Origin of the sequence: Nocardia sp. NPDC059229, from assembly GCF_042754165.1 — a bacterium.
In the GTDB taxonomy this organism is placed as follows: Bacteria; Actinomycetota; Actinomycetes; order Mycobacteriales; family Mycobacteriaceae; genus Nocardia.
In genome coordinates this window covers 93,404-111,373 of record NZ_JBHZAK010000014.1, presented here as the reverse complement: position 1 = coordinate 111,373, position 17,970 = coordinate 93,404, and the positions used below count along the sequence as shown (strand labels likewise).

Sequence of the window (17,970 nt, the reverse complement as noted above, 5' to 3'; positions counted from 1 at the left end):
GAAACAATGACGAGCGGTGGGTACGACCCCAACCAGTATCCGCAGGGTGGCCAGCCGTACGGGCAGCCGCATCAGCCCCAGCAGCCGTACGGGCAACAGCCCTACGGACAGCAGTCCGATCCCTACGGCCAGCAGCCGCAGCAGCCTTACGGACAGCAGTCCGACCCCTACGGCCAGCAGCCGCAGCAGCCTTACGGACAGCAGTCCGACCCCTACGGCCAGCAGCCGCAGCAGCCTTACGGCCAGCAGCCCTACGGACAGCAGCCCGACCCGTACGGGCAGCAGCCGCAGTCGTTCGGTCAGTCCGACGCCTATGGCCAGCAGCCTTACCAGGCCTACCCGGGTAGCGGCCAGCCCGGTTTCGGCGCCGGCGGTTTCGGTGGCGCGCAGCCGGGTGACCTGTGGATCCGGTTCGCCGCCCGCATCATCGACGGCCTGATCATCGGCATCCCGGGCGGCATCATCGCGGCGCTGCTGCCCAACAGCATCGCCTGGGCCTGGGACGTGCTGCTGCCGATCATCCTGTTCGGCTACTTCATCCTGATGGAGACCCAGCAGGGCGGCCAGACGCTCGGCAAGAAGCTGCTGGGCCTGCGCGTGGTCGGCCCCGGCGGCGGCCCGCTCGACCCGGCCACCTCGGCCAAGCGCAACCTGTACGTGGTCGTCCAGCTGATCCCGTGCCTGGGCTGGCTGATCGGTCTCGGTATGGCGATCTACATCGCCATCACCATCGAGCAGGACCCGAACAAGCAGGGCTGGCACGACAAGTTCGCGGGCGGCACCCAGGTGCTGAAGGGCTGAGCCCGGCTCCGCTGAGCGCGAAATGGGGACGCATCCCGACGGATGCGTCCCCATTTTCATTGCCGCGCACAGCCTTTTCATTGCTACGCACAGCCCTTTTTCATTGCTGCGCAAAGCCTTCCGTCAGGATGACCCCGTCGATCCCGCGATGATCAGGATCAGGAACAGCGCGAGGCCGATCACGATACTGATGGCGCCCACCCAGACGCCACCCAGCGCCAGCCCGCGGCCCTGCTGCTGCGTGTTCTTGAGCTGGTTCAGCGCCACGATGCCGAGCACCAGGCCGACGATGGAGACGACCGGCAGAAAGGCGCAGAAGAACATGGCCGGCACGCCGATGATCGACACCACCAGCGAGGCGATGGCCAGCGAATTGGTCTGCTGCACCGGCGGACCGTAGCCGTAGGGCTGATAGCCCGGATACCCGTAGGCCGGGGGTTGCTGCCCGGCGGCCGGATAGGACGGCGTCGGATTCGCCTGCGGCGGCGGATAATTCGGATACACCGGCTGCGGCGGCGGGGTCAGCGGCGGATTCTGGTACTGCGGAGCGGAGGTGTAGCCGGCCGGGGGTGGGGCCGGCTGCTGTGGCGCTGCGGGCGGGGTCTCGGGCGTCACGCCCTCACCGCCGTACTGCTTCCACCACTCGTCGGAATCGCCGGGATTCGTCATTCGCTCAGCCTAGGGCAACCCATCGGTCCGCACCCATCGGTCGAGGCAGGGATACTTTTCGGCGTGAGTGAAATCGAAAAGAGCGACATCGACAAGAAGGTCGACACCGATCGATCTGGGCACCCCACGCCCGAACACGCGGCATTCGCGGACGCGGCGGGGGGATATTTCACGCCGGTGGCGGTGGCCTTCACCGCTGTCCTGCTGATCTCGAACGTCTGTGTCGCCAAAGGCGTCCAATTCTTCACCGGACACCATGTGTCCTTCGGCCCCATCACCGTGCTGCCGCTCACCATGGACGGCGCATTCTTCCTCTTCCCGCTCGCCTACGTCATCGGTGACGTCCTCAGCGAGGTCTACGGGTTCCGCGCGACCCGCCGCATCGTCTACTACGGGTTCGGCGCGCTGCTGCTGATGATCGTCTGCTTCCAGATCGTCATCAAGCTGCCCACCGGAGACCTGGATCAGAACGGTTCGGCGTTCGGGGACGTGCTCGGCCACACCCCGCAGCTGGCGTTCGCCGGCATCGCGGGCTACTTCGTGGGTCAGTTCCTCAACTCTGTCACCCTGGTGCTCATCAAGGAGCGCACCAAGGAGAAGCACCTGTGGGCGCGCCTGCTGGGCTCCACCGTGGCGGGCGAATTCGGCGACACCTTCGTGTTCTGCTCCATCGCCGCCACCGCCATCGGCATCCACACCTGGGGCGACTACATCAACTACACCCTGGTGGGCTTCATCTGGAAGACCTTCGTCGAGATGATGGTGCTGCCGATCAGCTACCGCTGCATCGCCTTCCTGAAGAAGCGCGAGCCCTCGTACCGGCCGCGCGAACGGTCCGCCATCTACGAGTGAGCGTGAGCCCAAGGGCCACCGTCCGGAACATGTGGCGCGGTCGTATCGAATTCCCTTACAGCCCAGGGGCTTTGATCCGACCGCGCCAGCGGCCGAGGAACTCGGTCTTGTAGTCGTCGAAATACCCGCCGTCGATGCTCTCCCGCACCCGATCCACCAGCCGCACCGTGAAGCGCTCGTTGTGGATGGTGCACAGCGTCGAGGCGAGCATCTCCTTCGCCTTGAACAGGTGGTGGATGTAAGCGCGGGTGTAATTGGCGCAGGTGTAGCAGTCGCAGGTCTCGTCGACGGGCGTGAAGTCCCGCTTGAACCGGGCCGTATTGATATTGAAGCGGCCCTCGTCGGTGTACAGCGCCGCATTGCGGGCCACCCGCGAGGGATTCACACAGTCGAAGGTGTCCGCGCCGTTCTCCACCGCGGTGAAGATGTCCTCCGGCTCGCTGATGCCGAGCAGGTGCCGCGGCTTACCCTCGGGCAGCTCGTCACAGCACCAGCCGACAATGGTGCCCAGATTGTGCTTCTCCAGTGCACCGCCGATGCCGTAGCCGTCGAATCCCGTTCCGGCCGCGCCGCGCAGGTCCTCCAGATCGCGACATGCCTTGCGGCGCAGGTCCTCGTACTGCGCGCCCTGGATGACGCCGAACAGCGCCTGGTACGGCCGGTGCGAGCGGGCCGCGGTGAGCCGCTCGTGCTCGTCGAGGCAGCGCTGGGCCCACAGCCGCGTGCGCTCCAGCGATTCCTCCTGGTAGCCACGGGTGTTCATGAGCGTGGTGAGCTCGTCGAAGGCCATCATGACATCCGCGCCCAGCCGATGCTGGATGCCCATGGACACCTCGGGCGTGAAGCGGTGCTTGGAGCCGTCCAGGTGCGAGCGGAAGGTGACGCCGTCGTCGTCGACGTGCGCCAGCCGCTCCTTACCCTTGGCGATCACATCGTCGTTCTGCACGCCGACCGACTCCATGGCCAGCACCTTCTTGAAGCCGACGCCCAGCGACATGACCTGGAAGCCGCCGGAGTCGGTGAAGGTCGGGCCGTGCCAGTTCATGAACTCGGCCACGCCGCCGGCCTCGTCCACGATGTCGGGGCCGGGCTGGAGGTAGAGGTGATAAGCGTTCGCCAGCAGGGCCTGCGAGCCGAGTTCCTTCATGGTCTCGGGCAGCACCGCCTTGACCGTGGCCTTGGTACCGACCGGGATGAAGGCGGGGGTCGCGATGTCACCGTGCGGAGTGCTGATCACGCCCGTCCGGCCGTGCCGTCCTTCCAGACGGGTACCGACCTTGAACGAGAACTCGGAGGCAGCAGACACGCAAGCCATCCTCTCACCCGGCGAAAATGGCCTGGCCCGCACCATTGGGTGCGGGCCAGGCCGGGCGAGGGACCGTCCTCAGTGGACGATCGAGCCGTCAACTCTTGCTGAGCACCACGGCATCGGATTCCGGATCGTCCACATTGTTGCCCTCGCCATCGGTGAGGGCGGCGGCGAACTGCGCGTTGTAGAGCCGGTAGTACGCGCCCCGGGACCGCAGCAGCGTCTCGTGCGTCCCCTGCTCGACGATCCTGCCCTTCTCCATCACCACGATGGTGTCGGCATCGCGGATCGTCGAAAGCCGGTGCGCGATCACGAAACTCGTGCGATCCCGGCGCAGCGCCGCCATGGCGTGCTGCACCAGCAGCTCGGTGCGGGTGTCGACCGAGCTGGTGGCCTCGTCCAGGATCAGGATGGACGGCCTGGCCAGGAAGGCGCGGGCAATGGTGATGAGCTGCTTCTCACCGGCGCTGACGCCGGAGCCCTCCTCGTCGATGACGGTGTCGTACCCGTGCGGCAGCGCGTGCACGAACCGGTCCACATAGGCGGCCCGGGCGGCCTCGAGGATCTCCTCCTCGGTGGCACCGGGATTGCCGTAGGCGATGTTCTCCCGGATGGTGCCGCCGAACAGCCAGGTGTCCTGCAGCACCATGCCCATGCGCGACCGCAGGTGGTCGCGGGTGATGCGGGTGATGTCGACGCCGTCGATGGTGATGGCGCCGGAATCCACCTCGTAGAACCGCATGAGCAGATTGACCAGCGTGGTCTTGCCCGCGCCGGTCGGGCCGACGATGGCCACCACGTGCCCGGGCTCGGCCACCAGCGAGAGATCCTCGATGATCGGCGTCTCCGGCTCGTAGCGGAAGGACACGTCCTCGAACGCCACCCGGCCTCGATCCACCGGCCGCGAATCCTCCGGATCCGGATCCGCCGACTGCTCCTCGGCATCGAGGATCTCGAAGATCCGTTCCGCCGAGGCCACACCCGACTGCAGCAGGTTCATCATCGAGCCGATCTGGGTGAGCGGCTGGGTGAATCCGCGCGAGTACTGGATGAACGCCTGCACCTCACCCAGCGACAGATTGCCCGACGCCACCCGCAGACCACCGACCACGGCGATCAGCACGTAGTTCAGATTCCCGAGGAACATGATGGCGGGCATGATCAGGCCGGAGATGAACTGCGACTTGAACGAGGAGTCGTAGAGCTTGTCGTTGGTCTCGTCGAACTTCTCGCCGACCTCGCGCACCCGGCCGAAGGCGCTGACCACCTCGTGCCCGGTGAACGCCTCCTCGACCTGAGCATTGACCTCGCCGGTGAGCTTCCACTGGTCCACGAAGTGCGGCTTGGAGCGCTTGGCGATCTGCGCGGTCACGATGACCGCCAGCGGCACCGTCAGCAGCGCGATCAGGGCCAGCAGCCACGAGATCCAGAACATCATGATCAGGATGCCGATCACCGACAGCACATTGATGATCAGCTGGGACATGGTCTGCTGCAGCGTCTGCGCCACATTGTCGACGTCATTGGTGACGCGGGAGAGCACATCGCCACGCGGCATCGAGTCGAAGTAGCGCAGCGGCAGCCGGTGGATCTTCTCCTCGATCTGCGCGCGCAACCGCTTCACGGTCCGGTTGATCACGATGATCAGCAGTTGGGCTTCGAGCCAGCCGAACACCGAGGCGCCGATATAGAGCGCCAGCACCCAGGCCAGCACATGGCCGACCGCGGTGAAATCGATTCCCGTACCGGGAATCACGTTCATGCTGGCCAGCATGTCCGCGAAGGTGTTGTTGCCGTTCGCGCGCAGCCCCTCGACCAGCTGGTCCTTGCTCTGCCCGGGGGGCAGCTGCTTGCCGACGACACCATCGAAGATGAGGTTGGTGGCCTTGCCGAGGATCTGCGGGCCCAAGGTGTTGAGCACCACCGAACCCACGGCCAGCAGGAAGACCACGACCAGATAGAACCGGTCGGGCGCGAGCATGCGCAGCAGGCGCTTCAGCGACGGGCCGAAGGACTTCGCCTTGGCATCCGGCGCACCGGGATTGACGGCTCCGGGCCTCATCGCACCTCCTCCGCGCTGAACTGCGACTCCACGATCTCGCGGTACTCGGGACAGTCGCGCAGCAATTGCTCGTGGGTGCCGATGCCGGCCATCGCGCCGTCCTCCAGCACCACGATCTGATCGGCGTCGCGGATCGTCGAGATCCGTTGCGCCACAATGATGACCGACGCGTCCGAGGTCTCCGGCCGCAGCGCCTCGCGCACCCGCATGTCGGTGGCGACGTCGAGGGCGGAGAAGCAGTCGTCGAACAGGTAGACGCGCGGCTTGCGCACCAGCGCGCGGGCAATGGCCAGCCGCTGGCGCTGACCACCGGAAACGGTCGTACCACCCTGTGCCACAGGCGTTTCCAGACCCTGCGGCATCTCGCGCACGAAATCGGCGGCCTGCGCGATCTCGAGCGCGTGCCAGAGCTCCGCGTCGGTGGCGTCCGGCTTGCCGTAGCGCAGGTTGGAGGCCACGGTGCCGGAGAACAGGTACGCCTTCTGCGGCACCAGGCCGATCCCGGAGCGCAGCGTCTCCAGGGGCAGGTGCCGGACGTCGGTGCCGCCCACGTAGACCGCGCCGTCGGTGACATCGATCAGCCGCGGAATCAGGTTGATCAGCGTGGTCTTTCCGGCGCCGGTCGCACCCACGATGGCGGTGGTGGTGCCCGGCCGGGTCTCGAAGCGGATGGCCCGCAGCACCGGCTTCTCGGCGCCCGGGAACTTGAACTCCGCGAAGGCCAGGTCCACCGTGCCCGGATCACCCTTGAACGGCTGCGGCAGCCGCGGTTCCGACACCGAGGACTCGGTGTCCAGCACCCCGCCGATGCGCTCGGCCGAGACGGCGGCGCGCGGGGCCATCATGGCCAGGAAGGACGCCATCATGACCGCCATCAGGATCTGCATGATGTAGGCCAGCATCGCGGTGAGCGAGCCGATCTGCATCTCCCCGTTGTCGATCGCGTGGCCGCCGAACCAGATGACGCCGACCGTGGTGACGTTCGAGATGAGCATGACGGCCGGGAACATCAGGGCCATGTACTTGCCGACATAGAGCGACTGCTCGGTCAGCTCGGTATTGGCGACCCCGAAGCGCCAGGTCTCCTGCCGCTCCCGCACGAAGGCCCGCACCACGCGAATGCCCGTGATCTGTTCGCGCAGTACCCGGTTCACCGCGTCGATGCGCTCCTGCATGCGCCGGAAGCCCGGCACCATGCGGCTGATGATGAAGGCCATCGACAGGCCCAGCGCCGGCACCGCGATCAGCAGCAGCCACGACAGCTGCAAGCTCTCGCGCAGCGCCATGAAGATGCCTCCGATGCACATGATCGGCGCCATCACCAGGATGGTGGCGCTCATCAGCACGAGCAGCTGCACCTGGCCGACGTCATTGGTATTGCGGGTGATCAGCGACGGCGCGCCGAACACGCCGACCTCCCGCGCGGAGAAGGTGCCAACCCGGTGCAGCAGCGCCGCGCGCATATCGCGGCCCGCGCCCATGGCCGCTTGCGCGCCCAGGTACACCGAGACGGCCTGAGCGACGATCTGGATGCCCGTCACCAGCAGCATCCACCCGCCGGTGGACCAGATATAGCCGATATCGCCCTTGGTGACGCCGTTGTCGATGATGTCGGCGTTCAGCGTGGGCAGGTACAGCATGGCGATGACCGAGATCAGCTGGAGCACGACGACCCCCGCCAACTGCTTGCGGTAGGGCCAGAGGAAGGTGCGTAGAAGTCGGATCAACATGATGGTGGCAGGCTACCGTCATCCTCCGGAGCTCGCCGCGACGTTTTGCGGCGCTGCCGGGCAACGGCCCGGGTCACGGCGCGGATCGGCCGCTCTCGGCAGGTTCGCTCAGATGTCGGGCTGATCCAGATCTCGCCACGCGCCCGCCGCGGGCGCGCTCGGCGATCCGACATTGGACGCCGATCCGGCCGCGACCGGTCCGCCCGCGGGGCGGGGACGGCGGGTCCAGGCATCCGGATCGTGCAGCAGCTCGTCCAGGAAGGACGGCAGCAGATCGTGGGCGATATCGGCGACGGTGACCCGCTCCAGCACCGAGCGGATGTTCACCCGCAGCCCGATCCACACCCGCTGCAGCGGTTCGGCCGCACCCGGGTAGCTGACATCCTCCGGCCGCTGCCCGCGCACCGAGGCCAGCGGACCCTCCACCGCGCGAATCACATCCGCGATGCTGATCTCGGCGGCCGGGCGGGCCAGGCGATAACCGCCGTCGGGACCGCGGCGGCTGACCACCAGTTCGCCCTTGCGCAGATCCGCCACCACCGATTCCAGCACCTTGGGCGGAATGTCCTGGGCGGCCACAATGGCGTCGGCCTTCACCGAATCCGGTTGTGCCTTCGCGATTTCCACAAGGGTGCGCACCGCGTAATCGACCTTCGCGGTGATGTGCACGAGAACTCCTGAAACAGATCGGTGGTGAGCGAGAACCCTATCGCGCCGGATTCAGCACGCCGAGTGCGGCATTCAACAATGTCGTCTCGACGTGATCGGCATCGGCCCCGGGCACAATCTCCTGGGACATCATCGCGGTGCTGAGCACCTGCATGGCCGCGGCGGCGCGCAGCAGGGTGTCATCGTCGGCATCGGGCCCGGCCATCCAGCGGCACATGCGGTGATGCAGTTCGATCATGTCGGGATAGCGGTTGCCGAGGGCATTCACGATCGCGACGGTGTCCCGCATGCAGAGCACGCCGACCTGACGGTTGGCCAGCGTCGCCTGCAGGCGCCGGCGGATCACCTCACGCACGTTCTCCGGGGTGTGCGGAATGTCATCGAGACCCTCGACCTGATCACGCACTTCCTCGAACATCGGCTCGATGATCGCTACCAGAAGATCGACCTTCGAGGCGTAGTGATAGTAGAGCGAGGCTTTTGTGATTCCCACCGCATCGGCGACCTCGCGCAGGCTGCTGTGATCGAACCCTTTGGTCGAAAACAGCTGTAGAGCGGCGTCCCGGATCGCGTCCTTGGTGCTTCTACCTGCGACAATTGTTCCGGAACCGACCTGGCCACCCATGTTCTCATCCTCTCACCCGCGCTCGGTGTGCGATCAACGCCACCTAGAGTCGAGGTTGTTCCTCCGCTTATTCGCTCGGTAGTCTACCTACCGCACGGTAGGCAGATTTTAGTTTCGTGGAGGCGGGGAGCCCGCAGAGCTCCCGGCGGCAGTGCTGTCTACGCGCTCGCACACCAGCACCTGTTTTCGCCCGCACAAACCATCGCCCAGGAGAACCCCTCGTGTCCGTATACCTCTATCGGTGGGGAAAGTTCGCCTTCCGCCGGAAATGGATAGTCATCACGGCGTGGATCGCCGCGCTACTCGTCATCGGCGGACTCGGCGGGGCCCTCGCCAAGCCGTTCCAGGACTCCTTCACCATGCCGGACCTGCCTTCGGAGCGGGCCACGGAAATCCTCGACGCGCATTTCCCGGGGGCATCCAAGGAGTTCGACCCCAATGCCGTCAGCGCCACCTATGTGATCGCCGCGCCGGAGGGTCAGAAGCTGACCGATCCCGGGCCGCAGGCCGCGCTGTCGCAGTTCCTGACCAAGCTCGGTGACCTGCCCATCGTGGACAAGTCGTCGCCGCTGATGAACCCCATCGACACCACCAGGAAGATCGGTCAGCAGGCCGGCATCGACTGCCTCGGCAGCGACCGTTCCAACCCGAACTTCTCCGCGATCTGCTCCAGCGCGCCGCTGAACGTGCTGAACAAGACCAACCCGGATTCGGTGGCGACGGTCCAGGCCAAGTTCACCATCGCGAAGTTCTCCGACATCAAGCAGGCCGACCGCGACGCCGCCTACAAGGTGGGCGACGAGGCGCGCGCGGCCGGGCTGCAGGTCGAGCTCACCGGTTCGATCGCGCAGGATCCGGGCGGCTCGAACGGCTCCTCCGAGCTGATCGGCATCGCGGTGGCGCTGGTGGTCATGGTGATCGCGTTCGGCGCGATCGTGGCGGCCTTCGTGCCGATCCTCACCGCACTCGTCGGTGTCGGCACCGCCATCTCCATCATCATGTTCGGCACCCACTTCCTGACCGTGCCGACCTTCACCCCGATCCTGGCCTCCATGATCGGCCTGGCGCTGTCCATCGACTACGCCATGTTCATCGTCTCGCGCTACAAACACGAACTGGCCGTGTCGAATTCGCCGGAGGAGGCCGCGGGCACCGCGGTCGGCACCGCGGGTTCGGCCGTCATCTTCGCGGGTCTGACCGTCATCATCGCGCTGGCGGGCCTGAGCTTCGTGGGTGTCAGCTTCCTCACCTACATGGGCATCTTCGGCGCGGTCTCGGCCGCGATGGCGGTGCTGGTGGCCGTCACCCTGATGCCGGCGCTGATGGGCGCGTTCGGCCGCTTCCTGTTCAAGCCGAAGCTGCCGCTGGTCGCCAAGCACGATCCCGAGGACGAGAACTCGGTCACCAACGGCATGCGCTTCGCCCGCCTCATCGGCAAGGCGCCCGCGCTGACGCTGGGCATTTCCATCGTGCTGCTGGGCCTGCTGGCCGCGCCCGCGGTGAACCTGCAGCTGGGCCTGCCCGGCGGCGACTCCATGCCCAAGCACACCACCGTCCGCAAGGCGTACGACCTGCAGACCGCGGGCTTCGGCGAGGGCGCCAACGGCACCCTGCTGGTGGCCGTCGACCTCAGCAAGACGCCGGAGAACCAGCGCACCGAGGCCCTCGACGCGCTGCGCTCCAAGCTGGCCTCCTACCCGGGCATGGACTACCTGACCCTGGCCCGGCCCAGCGAGGACAAGCAGGCCGCCATGTTCATGGGCGTGCCCAAGTCCGGGCCGAACAACCAGGAGACCAAGGACCTGGTCAAGAACGCCCGCAATGCCGAGTCCGAGTTCCACGACCGGTACGGCATGGAGTACGGGATCACCGGTACCACGGCCATCTACGCGGATGTCTCGCAGGCGCTGCTGAACAAGATCATTCCGTACCTGGCGATCGTGGCCGGCGCGGCATTCATCCTGCTGCTCCTGGTGTTCCGCTCCATCCTGGTACCGCTGACCGCCGCGTTGGGCTTCCTGCTCTCCATGGCGGCCACCTTCGGCGCGACCGTGCTGATCTTCCAGGAGGGCCACTTCGGCCTGGTGGAGGCGCACCCGCTGGTGAGCTTCCTGCCGATCATGCTGATCGGCCTGGTCTTCGGTCTCGCCATGGACTACCAGGTCTTCCTGGTCACGCGCATGCGTGAGGAGTACGTGCACGGCAAGTCCGCCAAGGACGCCATGATCAGCGGCTACCACCACGGCGCCCGCGTCGTGACCTCCGCCGCCATCATCATGATCTCGGTGTTCAGCGCCTTCATGCTCGACGACAACGTGGTGGCCAAGTCCATGGGCTTCGCCATGGCGGCGGGCGTCTTCTTCGACGCCTTCATCGTCCGCATGGTCCTCATCCCGTCCCTGCTCGCCCTGCTGGGCAAGTGGGCCTGGTGGCTCCCGAAGTGGCTGGACCGCATCCTCCCCGACATCGACGTGGAAGGCGCCAAGCTCGCGGAGCTGAAGCAGTCCGCCACCCCCGTCGAGGACAAGCAGCCCGTCACGGTCGGCTGACCTCCGCACGACAGCCGCTCGGCCCCCACCCGATTCCCGGGTGGGGGCCGAGTTCTTTTGCGTCACTGTTCGTTTCACCGCATGAATCGGGTGACGGCATTGCGGACCACGATTCCCGCGGAGGTGGCGGGCACCATGAGGCCCGAGGCGGCGCGCATACCGCGCTGTTTGGGCTCGACCAGCGTGCGGTGGCGCTGCTCGTAGACGGCGAGAGCGGTGTGCGGGTGGTCGGGGGTGCGGGTCAGTTCCTCGGCAAGGGTGTGGGCGCCCGCCATGGCGAGGGTGGAGCCGTCGCCGAAGAGGGACAGGCAGGATCCGGCGTCGCCGAGCAGGGCGACACGGCCATCGGACCAGCGCGGCAGCCGAACTCGGCACACCGAGTCGAAGTAGAGGTCGTCGGCGGCCTTCAGCTGGTCGAGCAGGCCGCCGAAGATGCCTATCGGTTCGGAGAAGGCGTCGGCGACCAGCCGCTTGTGCAGATCGAGGTCGCGGTGGTCGAAGCCCGGCACCGCCTCGCGACGGAACATGAAGGCCGCCACCGCCTTTCCCTTGGACGGGTGCACGGTGATGGCCCGGCCCGGGCGGTTGAACATGATCACCTCACGCTCGTCGCCGAAGGCCCGGTCCACCGGCAGGGTCGCCACGTACATGCCCAGGTGGCGGATGAATCCGGCCTCCGCGCCGAAGATCAGCCGACGAACATTCGAGTGCAGGCCGTCGGCCCCGATCACGTAGTCATAGCGCCCACCGACGCCGTTCTCGAAGACGACGTCCACGCCGTCGGAGTCCCGCGTGATCCCGGAAATCGAATCGGCCCAGCGGATTTCGGCATGGTCGCGAGCCGCGTCGAGGAGGATGGCGGCCAGATCGGCGCGCGCGAGCTCGATCTCGCGGTCGCCCGCGCCACCCTGAAAGGCGCTGAGCCGCAACCTCGATCGCTCCCGTCCCGCCGCATCGACGAAGCTCATTCGCTCCACCCGCGACCCGGCCGCCCGCAGCCGCGGCATCACCCCCATGCCCTCGGCCACGTCGACAGCCGGCCCCTTCACGTCGATCGGGTTCCCGCTGGACCGTTGCGCCCCCGCCCGTTCCACCACGGTCACGTCGAAGCCGTTGCGCCCCAGCCAGTACGCCAGGGTCGATCCCGCGATGCCGGCCCCGGAGATCAGCACTGTCCTGCTCATCGTCATCACCCTCGATTCAAGTGGACGATTTTCGTCCACTTCCAAAAAGGTACGCTAACCGGAAGATTTTCGTCCACTTTCATCGGAGGTGAGGACAACGGCCGAGCTCAGAGCCGATGCCCGTAGCAATCGCGACCAGATCCTGACCGCGGCCCAGCAGGTCTTCCGTGAGCAGGGCGTCAACGTCTCCATGAAGGACATCGCCGACGCCGCCGGCGTGGGCGTGGGCACCCTCTACCGCCGCTTCCCCGACCGTGGCGCCCTCATCACCGCAGCCGCCCACTCCTACCTCTCGGCCCTGTCCGACCTGGCCGCCACCGCCGACCGCGAATCCCCCACCGCCTGGCAAGCCCTCACCCGCATCCTCCGCGAATGCGCCGAGCTCCGCCTGGGCGCCCTGGCCGCCGCCGTCGAACCCACCCTCCACGCCGATATCAGGTCCGACCCCGCCCTCACCGAAGTCCGCGCCACCATCACGGACCGCATCGCGGACCTGACCGCCCGAGCCCACACCGAAGGCGCCCTCCGCCCCGATGTCACCCCCGAGGACATCGCCCGCCTGATGACCCTGCAGATCTACGCCGCCCCCACCGAGCCCTACCCCGCCGCGATCAACCGCGTCCTCGACCTGCTCCTCGACGGCCTACGCCCCTGAAAAACAAAGCCCCGCATCGGTTTCCCGATGCGGGGCTGCGCGAGAACGCCCTTGCTCGATCAAAAAAGTAGCCCCTGACCTGCTTTCGCAGACCAGGGGCTGTGGCGGTGGCGGAGGGATTTGAACCCTCGGAGGGGGGTTACCCCTCACACGCTTTCGAGGCGTGCTCCTTAGGCCGCTCGGACACGCCACCGCTGGTGACTTTACCCGAGCACCCGCCGGATTCTGAAATCGCCTGGAGAGAGGGCTAGGGGCGGTGGGAATCGAAGAAATCGGCGAGGAGAGCGGCGCATTCGGGTTCGAGGACGCCGGCGCGGACCTGGGGGCGGTGATTGAGACGTCGGTCACGGACCACGTCCCAGAGGGAGCCGACGGCACCGGTCTTGGGTTCCCAGGCGCCGAAGACCAGGCGGCCGATACGGGAGAGGACCAGGGCGCCGGCGCACATGGTGCACGGTTCGAGGGTGACGACCAGGGTCGCGCCCTCGAGGCGCCAGCCGTCGCCCAGTACCCGGGCGGCGGCGCGCAGGGCCAGGACCTCGGCGTGGGCGGTCGGATCGCCCAGGGCCTCACGGGCATTGGCGGCGCGCGCCAGTTCCCGGCCCTGGGCATCGAAGACCACCGCGCCGACGGGAACATCGCGCGGGTCGGCGGCAGCTGCCGCGGCGATGGCGGCCCGCATCATCGCCTCGTCCGAGGCGAGCGAGCCGATCAACGCGGGAGCTTGTCCAGGACCGCGGAGAATTCGTTGGCGAAACCGAGGCGCTGGGCGATCATGCCGAGCTGCTCGTCCGGGTACAGGTCGGTCTCGGCGAGGATGACCGCCAGCACCGGCTCGGGCAGGCCGAGATCGGCGAGGACGCCGAGATCGCCCTCCTCCCAGGGCTCGACGTCGTCGATCTCGTCCGGGTCGATGTCGGGAATCTCGATATTGAGTTCCTCGAGCACGTCGGCCGCGATGTCGTAGTCGATGGCGGCCGTGGCGTCGGACAGCAGGATGCGGCTGCCGGTGGGGCCCGGGCGCAGGATGATGAAGAATTCGTCGTCGACATCGAGCAGGCCGAACACCGCGCCGGAACTTCGCAATGCCCGCAGCTCGTGCTCGGCCGCGGACAGACTGGACAGTGAGGCGTCGCTCAGGGGCGTCACTTTCCAGTTGGCTTCCTCGCGGACAACCGCCACTGCGAACCCTTCCACGTCGTCGAACTCATCCGACGCCGCCCTGTTCGTGCTCGAGCGCTGTGCTGCCATGGCCGCAACGGTAGTCCGCTTCGGGGGAAATGTTGAAGTCGTATGCGAATCTGATCGCATGACGGGCACTCCGAAACCAGCTGTCTGCGTCCTGGGTACCGGTTTGATCGGCGGTTCGGTGCTGCGCGCCGCTGCCGTCGCCGGGTACGAGGCGTTCGGCTACAACCGGTCCGAGGTCGGCGCGAAGGCCGCCCGCTTGGACGGATACGACGTGATCAGCGATGTGGAGGCGGTGCTCACGCGGGCGGCCGACCGCGATGCGCTGGTGGTGATCGGCGTGCCCATGCCCGCCATCGACGCCGTGCTCTCGGATGTGAAGACCTTCGCGCCCGACTGCGTGCTGACCGATGTGGTGAGCGTGAAGGCGCCGGTCGCGGCGGCCGTGCAGCGTCACGAACTGGGCGCCCGCTACGTCGGCGGCCACCCCATGGCCGGGACCAGTGAATCCGGTTGGGCCGCATCCTCTCCCGACCTGTTCAAGAACGCGGCGTGGGCGGTGAGCGTCGATCCGGGCGTGCACGCCGACCCCTTCCGGCGTGTCGCGCAGCTCGCGCTGGACTGCGGCGCGGTGGTGGTCCCGGTGCTGGCGGTGGAACACGATCGGGCGGTCGCGCGCATCTCGCACCTGCCCCACGTCCTCGCCGAGGCCCTGGCCATCGAGGGCTCCAACGGTGGCCCGCTGGCCCTCGGACTCGCGGCCGGTTCCTTCCGCGACGGCACCCGCGTCGCCGCCACCGCCCCCGACCTGGTCCGTGCCATCTGCGAACCGAACGCCGCCGCGCTGCTGGACGTGCTCGACGACACCCTCGAGGTCCTCACCCAGGCCCGGGACAGCCTGCGCGCGAACGGCACCATCGCCGAACTCACCGAAGCCGGGCACGACGCCCGCAGCGACTACGAGGACAACGAGCGCTGGGTCATCACCGATGTCCGCCCCGGCGACCACAACTGGCTCACCAAGCTCATCGACGCGGGCCGCTCCGGCGGTGTCCTGACCGCCCTGGACTAGGCGCGCCCGGCCCCGGCTAGATCCGTTCGGCCAGGCCGGGGTAGTCGAGCAGGAAGCCGTCCTCGTCGACGGTGACGGTCGCGCTGGAGACGGGCGAGAGCACGTGGATGCCGTCGGGGCCGCTGCTGTAGACGAGGCCGGCTTCCTGCACGAGGAGATCGGGCAGGCGCACGTAGACGACGGGAACCTGCACGTCCTCACTGGCATGGGCCAGCCCGTAGCGGCGGATGGGCAGGGTGTTGAAGAAAGGGCTCAGCACCACGTCCACATCCAGCGCGCCGCCGAAGGTGGAGCGCACGTGGGTGTTTCCGGCGTCGATGAGCCAGTAGTTCTCCTCGTCGCGGGCGATGGAGGCGTGGCGTTCGCCCGAAGCGAGGGTGCTGCGCAGCGACAGCCGCTTGGTGACCCCGGATTCGTCGGTGACCAGGTCGTAGGACGCGCTGAAGGCCGGGTGGTCCTCGCAGTCGCCGGCGATGATGCGGCCCGCGGCGCGAATCCGGTTGCCGCTCAGCACCACCCGCACCGACTCCATGCGCGACGCGTTGTGCGCCCGCCAGGTGAGAATGGCCGGCCACCGCGGCGCAGCCGGGTTGGCGTCCTCACTCCCGTTATCCGTCACGCCTATAACCGTAGTTCCCCGCGCCCGCGCACCCGCGATCCCCGGCCGGTATCACCGCCCCGGCGGCACATCGTGATCAACATGCAATGGTGCCGACCGGTTCTCGGTGTTTGCGCACGACATCGATTACCGTTCACCCGCCCGAGTCATAGCGAGGGGCTCTGGACCGGCGGTGGGCAGGGGTGTTGGTCACGGTGGGGGTGCGGGGACTCGAGTAACGTGCTCTGGGCACGGGGGACTCCGGGGTGAAAGGGACTGTTGTGACGGGCGCGCGGATGGTCGGCCTGTTCGCCGGCATCGGCGGGCTGGAGCTCGGGCTCGCGGCGCACGGATGGCGCAGTGAACTGCTGTGCGAGATCGACTCCGGAGCGCAGGCCGTGCTGGCCGCGCATTTCCCGGACGTGCCACTGCATTCCGATGTGACCAGGCTGCGCGCGCTGCCGTCGGGGACGGAGCTGGTGGCCGCGGGTTTCCCCTGCCAGGATCTGTCGCAGGCCGGGCGGACGGCCGGAATCACCGGGCCCCGTTCGGGTTTGGTGGACGAGGTGTTCCGGCTGGTCAAGCGCAAGAAGGGCCCGCGCTGGCTGCTCATCGAGAATGTGCCGTTCATGCTGCAGCTCGGCGGCGGCGCGGCGATGCGGCACATCACCGCCGCGCTCACCGACCTCGGCTACACCTGGGCCTACCGGGTGGTGGACGCCCGCGCGTTCGGACTGCCGCAGCGGCGGGAGCGGGTGCTGATGCTGGCCTCCCGCACCGAGGATCCGCGGCCGATCCTGTTCGGCACGGACGCCGGGCCCCGCGAGGTGGGCGACCCGGCGCACGATCCGTGCGGCTTCTACTGGACCGAGGGCACCCGCGGCCTGGGCTGGGCGGTGAATGCCGTGCCCACCCTGAAAGGCGGTTCGGCCCTGGGCATTGCGAGCCCGCCCGCGGTGCGGCTGCCCTCGGGTGAACTGGTCACGCCCGGCATCACCGACGCCGAGCGGCTGCAGGGCTTCGACCGGGATTGGACCACAGCCGCTCTCGCCGTGCCCGGGGTGCGGCCGGGGCATCGCTGGAAACTGGTCGGCAATGCGGTGAGCGTGCGCATGGCGTCCTGGATCGCCGAGCGCCTCACCAACCCGTCCGACGACCCGATCCCGGACGGCGCACCGCTGACCCGCCGCAGCTGGCCGACGGCGGCCTGGGGGCATCGCGGTGAGGTGTACCGGGTTCCGGTGTCCACCTGGCCCGTTCACGCGCCGTACGAGGATCTGCGCTGGTTCCTCGACGACTCCCGGCTGCTGTCCGCACGGGCGACCGCGGGCTTCCTGCGTCGCACCCGAATGGGTTCGCTGCGCTTCCCCGAGGGCTTCCTCGACGATGTGGAGAACCATCTCGAGCGCATGGGGGGCGCACCGCGCGAGGCCGCATGACAGCTCCGGGGCACCTTGCCGGCGGTGCCGGGCGCGGCGAGGATGGCCCGATGGCGGATGCGCGACGACCGGGCACCGATGCGGCCACCAGCGCGCGCATGGCCAGGCAGCGGCGCGTGGGGACGAAGCCGGAGCTGGCCCTGCGGCGGGAATTGCATCGGCGCGGAAAACGCTTCTTCGTGGACCGGGCTCCGCTGCCGGGGCTGCGGCGGCGGGCCGATCTCGTGTTCCCGCGGCGGAAGGTGGCGGTCTATGTGGACGGATGCTTCTGGCACAGCTGCCCCCAGCACGCGACACGCCCGAAGAACAATGCCCAGTGGTGGGCCGACAAACTGGCGGGCAATGTGGCGCGCGATCGCGACACCGATGCCAGGCTGGCCGCGGCGGGCTGGACCGTGGTGCGGGTCTGGGAACACGAGGCCGCGGATTCGGCGGCCGACCTGGTGATGCGGGCTTTGGCGCGCGGCGTCTGACATCCGCGCCGGCGCATGGGCGACAATGGTCCTACGACCGGACCAGCCGACCAATCCGGACAGATCGGAAGCTGCGAGCAGGGCAGTACGAGTAA

General features: G+C 67.7%; 16 protein-coding genes, 1 tRNA gene and 1 pseudogene. 7 read left to right on the top strand and 11 right to left on the bottom strand.

Going from position 1 to position 17,970, the window contains the following annotated elements:
• Positions 1–6 precede the first annotated feature (6 nt).
• Entirely contained in the window at positions 7–801 is a 795-nt protein-coding gene (locus tag ACFXHE_RS28860) for an RDD family protein (protein WP_379387581.1), read from the top strand.
• 123 nt (positions 802–924) lie between these two features.
• Here the strand turns inward: ACFXHE_RS28860 and ACFXHE_RS28855 are convergent, their stop codons facing one another.
• Positions 925–1,470, bottom strand: a complete 546-nt coding sequence (locus tag ACFXHE_RS28855; RefSeq protein ID WP_379387580.1) for a DUF4190 domain-containing protein — start codon at positions 1,468–1,470, stop codon at positions 925–927.
• Between the two features lie 87 nt (positions 1,471–1,557).
• Between ACFXHE_RS28855 and ACFXHE_RS28850 the strand changes: the two genes are divergently transcribed.
• Entirely contained in the window at positions 1,558–2,322 is a 765-nt protein-coding gene (locus ACFXHE_RS28850) for a queuosine precursor transporter (RefSeq protein ID WP_379387695.1), read from the top strand.
• 55 nt (positions 2,323–2,377) lie between these two features.
• Here ACFXHE_RS28850 and tgt read toward each other — a convergent pair whose 3' ends face one another.
• The 5 genes and pseudogenes from tgt to ACFXHE_RS28825 all read right to left on the bottom strand — a co-directional run bounded on the left by tgt (position 2,378) and on the right by ACFXHE_RS28825 (position 8,717).
• On the bottom strand, positions 2,378–3,637 hold the full coding sequence (tgt, locus tag ACFXHE_RS28845; RefSeq protein WP_379387579.1) for a tRNA guanosine(34) transglycosylase Tgt: 1,260 nt from the start codon (positions 3,635–3,637) through the stop codon (positions 2,378–2,380).
• An 88-nt stretch (positions 3,638–3,725) separates the two neighbouring features.
• Positions 3,726–5,693 (bottom strand): ABC transporter ATP-binding protein, encoded by a 1,968-nt coding sequence (locus tag ACFXHE_RS28840; protein WP_379387578.1) that lies wholly within the window; start codon positions 5,691–5,693, stop codon positions 3,726–3,728.
• Positions 5,690–7,423: an ABC transporter ATP-binding protein gene (locus tag ACFXHE_RS28835; RefSeq protein WP_379387577.1), complete on the bottom strand. Its 1,734-nt coding sequence runs from the start codon at positions 7,421–7,423 to the stop codon at positions 5,690–5,692. The genes ACFXHE_RS28840 and ACFXHE_RS28835 overlap by 4 nt, the downstream gene beginning before the upstream one ends.
• A gap of 207 nt (positions 7,424–7,630) precedes the next feature.
• Positions 7,631–8,092, bottom strand: a pseudogene (locus tag ACFXHE_RS28830) (RrF2 family transcriptional regulator); the annotation flags it as partial.
• Positions 8,093–8,129: 37 nt separating this feature from the next.
• Positions 8,130–8,717 carry a TetR/AcrR family transcriptional regulator gene (locus ACFXHE_RS28825; RefSeq protein ID WP_379387576.1) on the bottom strand — a complete coding sequence of 196 codons (588 nt, stop codon included), beginning with the start codon at positions 8,715–8,717 and terminating at the stop codon, positions 8,130–8,132.
• Between the two features lie 221 nt (positions 8,718–8,938).
• Here ACFXHE_RS28825 and ACFXHE_RS28820 point away from each other — a divergent pair, with 221 nt between their 5' ends.
• Positions 8,939–11,266 carry an MMPL family transporter gene (locus ACFXHE_RS28820; protein WP_379387575.1) on the top strand — a complete coding sequence of 776 codons (2,328 nt, stop codon included), beginning with the start codon at positions 8,939–8,941 and terminating at the stop codon, positions 11,264–11,266.
• A gap of 74 nt (positions 11,267–11,340) precedes the next feature.
• On the opposite strand, the gene ACFXHE_RS28815 is transcribed toward ACFXHE_RS28820, so the two are convergent.
• Entirely contained in the window at positions 11,341–12,450 is a 1,110-nt protein-coding gene (locus ACFXHE_RS28815; RefSeq protein WP_379387574.1) for an FAD-dependent monooxygenase, read from the bottom strand.
• Positions 12,451–12,538: 88 nt separating this feature from the next.
• Here ACFXHE_RS28815 and ACFXHE_RS28810 point away from each other — a divergent pair, with 88 nt between their 5' ends.
• A complete protein-coding gene (locus tag ACFXHE_RS28810; protein WP_379387573.1) occupies positions 12,539–13,105 on the top strand; it encodes a TetR/AcrR family transcriptional regulator in 567 nt (188 codons plus the stop codon).
• Between the two features lie 102 nt (positions 13,106–13,207).
• Here the strand turns inward: ACFXHE_RS28810 and ACFXHE_RS28805 are convergent.
• The 3 genes from ACFXHE_RS28805 to ACFXHE_RS28795 all read right to left on the bottom strand — a co-directional run bounded on the left by ACFXHE_RS28805 (position 13,208) and on the right by ACFXHE_RS28795 (position 14,356).
• Positions 13,208–13,298 (bottom strand) — tRNA-Ser (locus ACFXHE_RS28805).
• Between the two features lie 54 nt (positions 13,299–13,352).
• Positions 13,353–13,790, bottom strand: coding sequence for a nucleoside deaminase (locus ACFXHE_RS28800; protein WP_364624918.1), 438 nt, complete (start codon positions 13,788–13,790; stop codon positions 13,353–13,355).
• Between the two features lie 26 nt (positions 13,791–13,816).
• The gene (locus tag ACFXHE_RS28795; protein WP_379387572.1) at positions 13,817–14,356 is read right to left on the bottom strand and encodes a tRNA adenosine deaminase-associated protein; all 540 of its coding nucleotides are present in this window, start codon (positions 14,354–14,356) and stop codon (positions 13,817–13,819) included.
• A gap of 58 nt (positions 14,357–14,414) precedes the next feature.
• Between ACFXHE_RS28795 and ACFXHE_RS28790 the strand changes: the two genes are divergently transcribed.
• On the top strand, positions 14,415–15,365 hold the full coding sequence (locus ACFXHE_RS28790; protein WP_379387571.1) for a prephenate dehydrogenase: 951 nt from the start codon (positions 14,415–14,417) through the stop codon (positions 15,363–15,365).
• Positions 15,366–15,381: 16 nt separating this feature from the next.
• Here the strand turns inward: ACFXHE_RS28790 and ACFXHE_RS28785 are convergent, their stop codons facing one another.
• A complete protein-coding gene (locus ACFXHE_RS28785) occupies positions 15,382–15,984 on the bottom strand; it encodes a putative glycolipid-binding domain-containing protein (RefSeq protein WP_354838690.1) in 603 nt (200 codons plus the stop codon).
• A gap of 275 nt (positions 15,985–16,259) precedes the next feature.
• Here ACFXHE_RS28785 and ACFXHE_RS28780 point away from each other — a divergent pair, with 275 nt between their 5' ends.
• Entirely contained in the window at positions 16,260–17,402 is a 1,143-nt protein-coding gene (locus ACFXHE_RS28780; RefSeq protein ID WP_379387694.1) for a DNA cytosine methyltransferase, read from the top strand.
• Between the two features lie 50 nt (positions 17,403–17,452).
• Positions 17,453–17,875 carry a very short patch repair endonuclease gene (locus tag ACFXHE_RS28775; protein ID WP_379387570.1) on the top strand — a complete coding sequence of 141 codons (423 nt, stop codon included), beginning with the start codon at positions 17,453–17,455 and terminating at the stop codon, positions 17,873–17,875.
• The last annotated feature ends 95 nt before the right edge of the window (positions 17,876–17,970 follow it).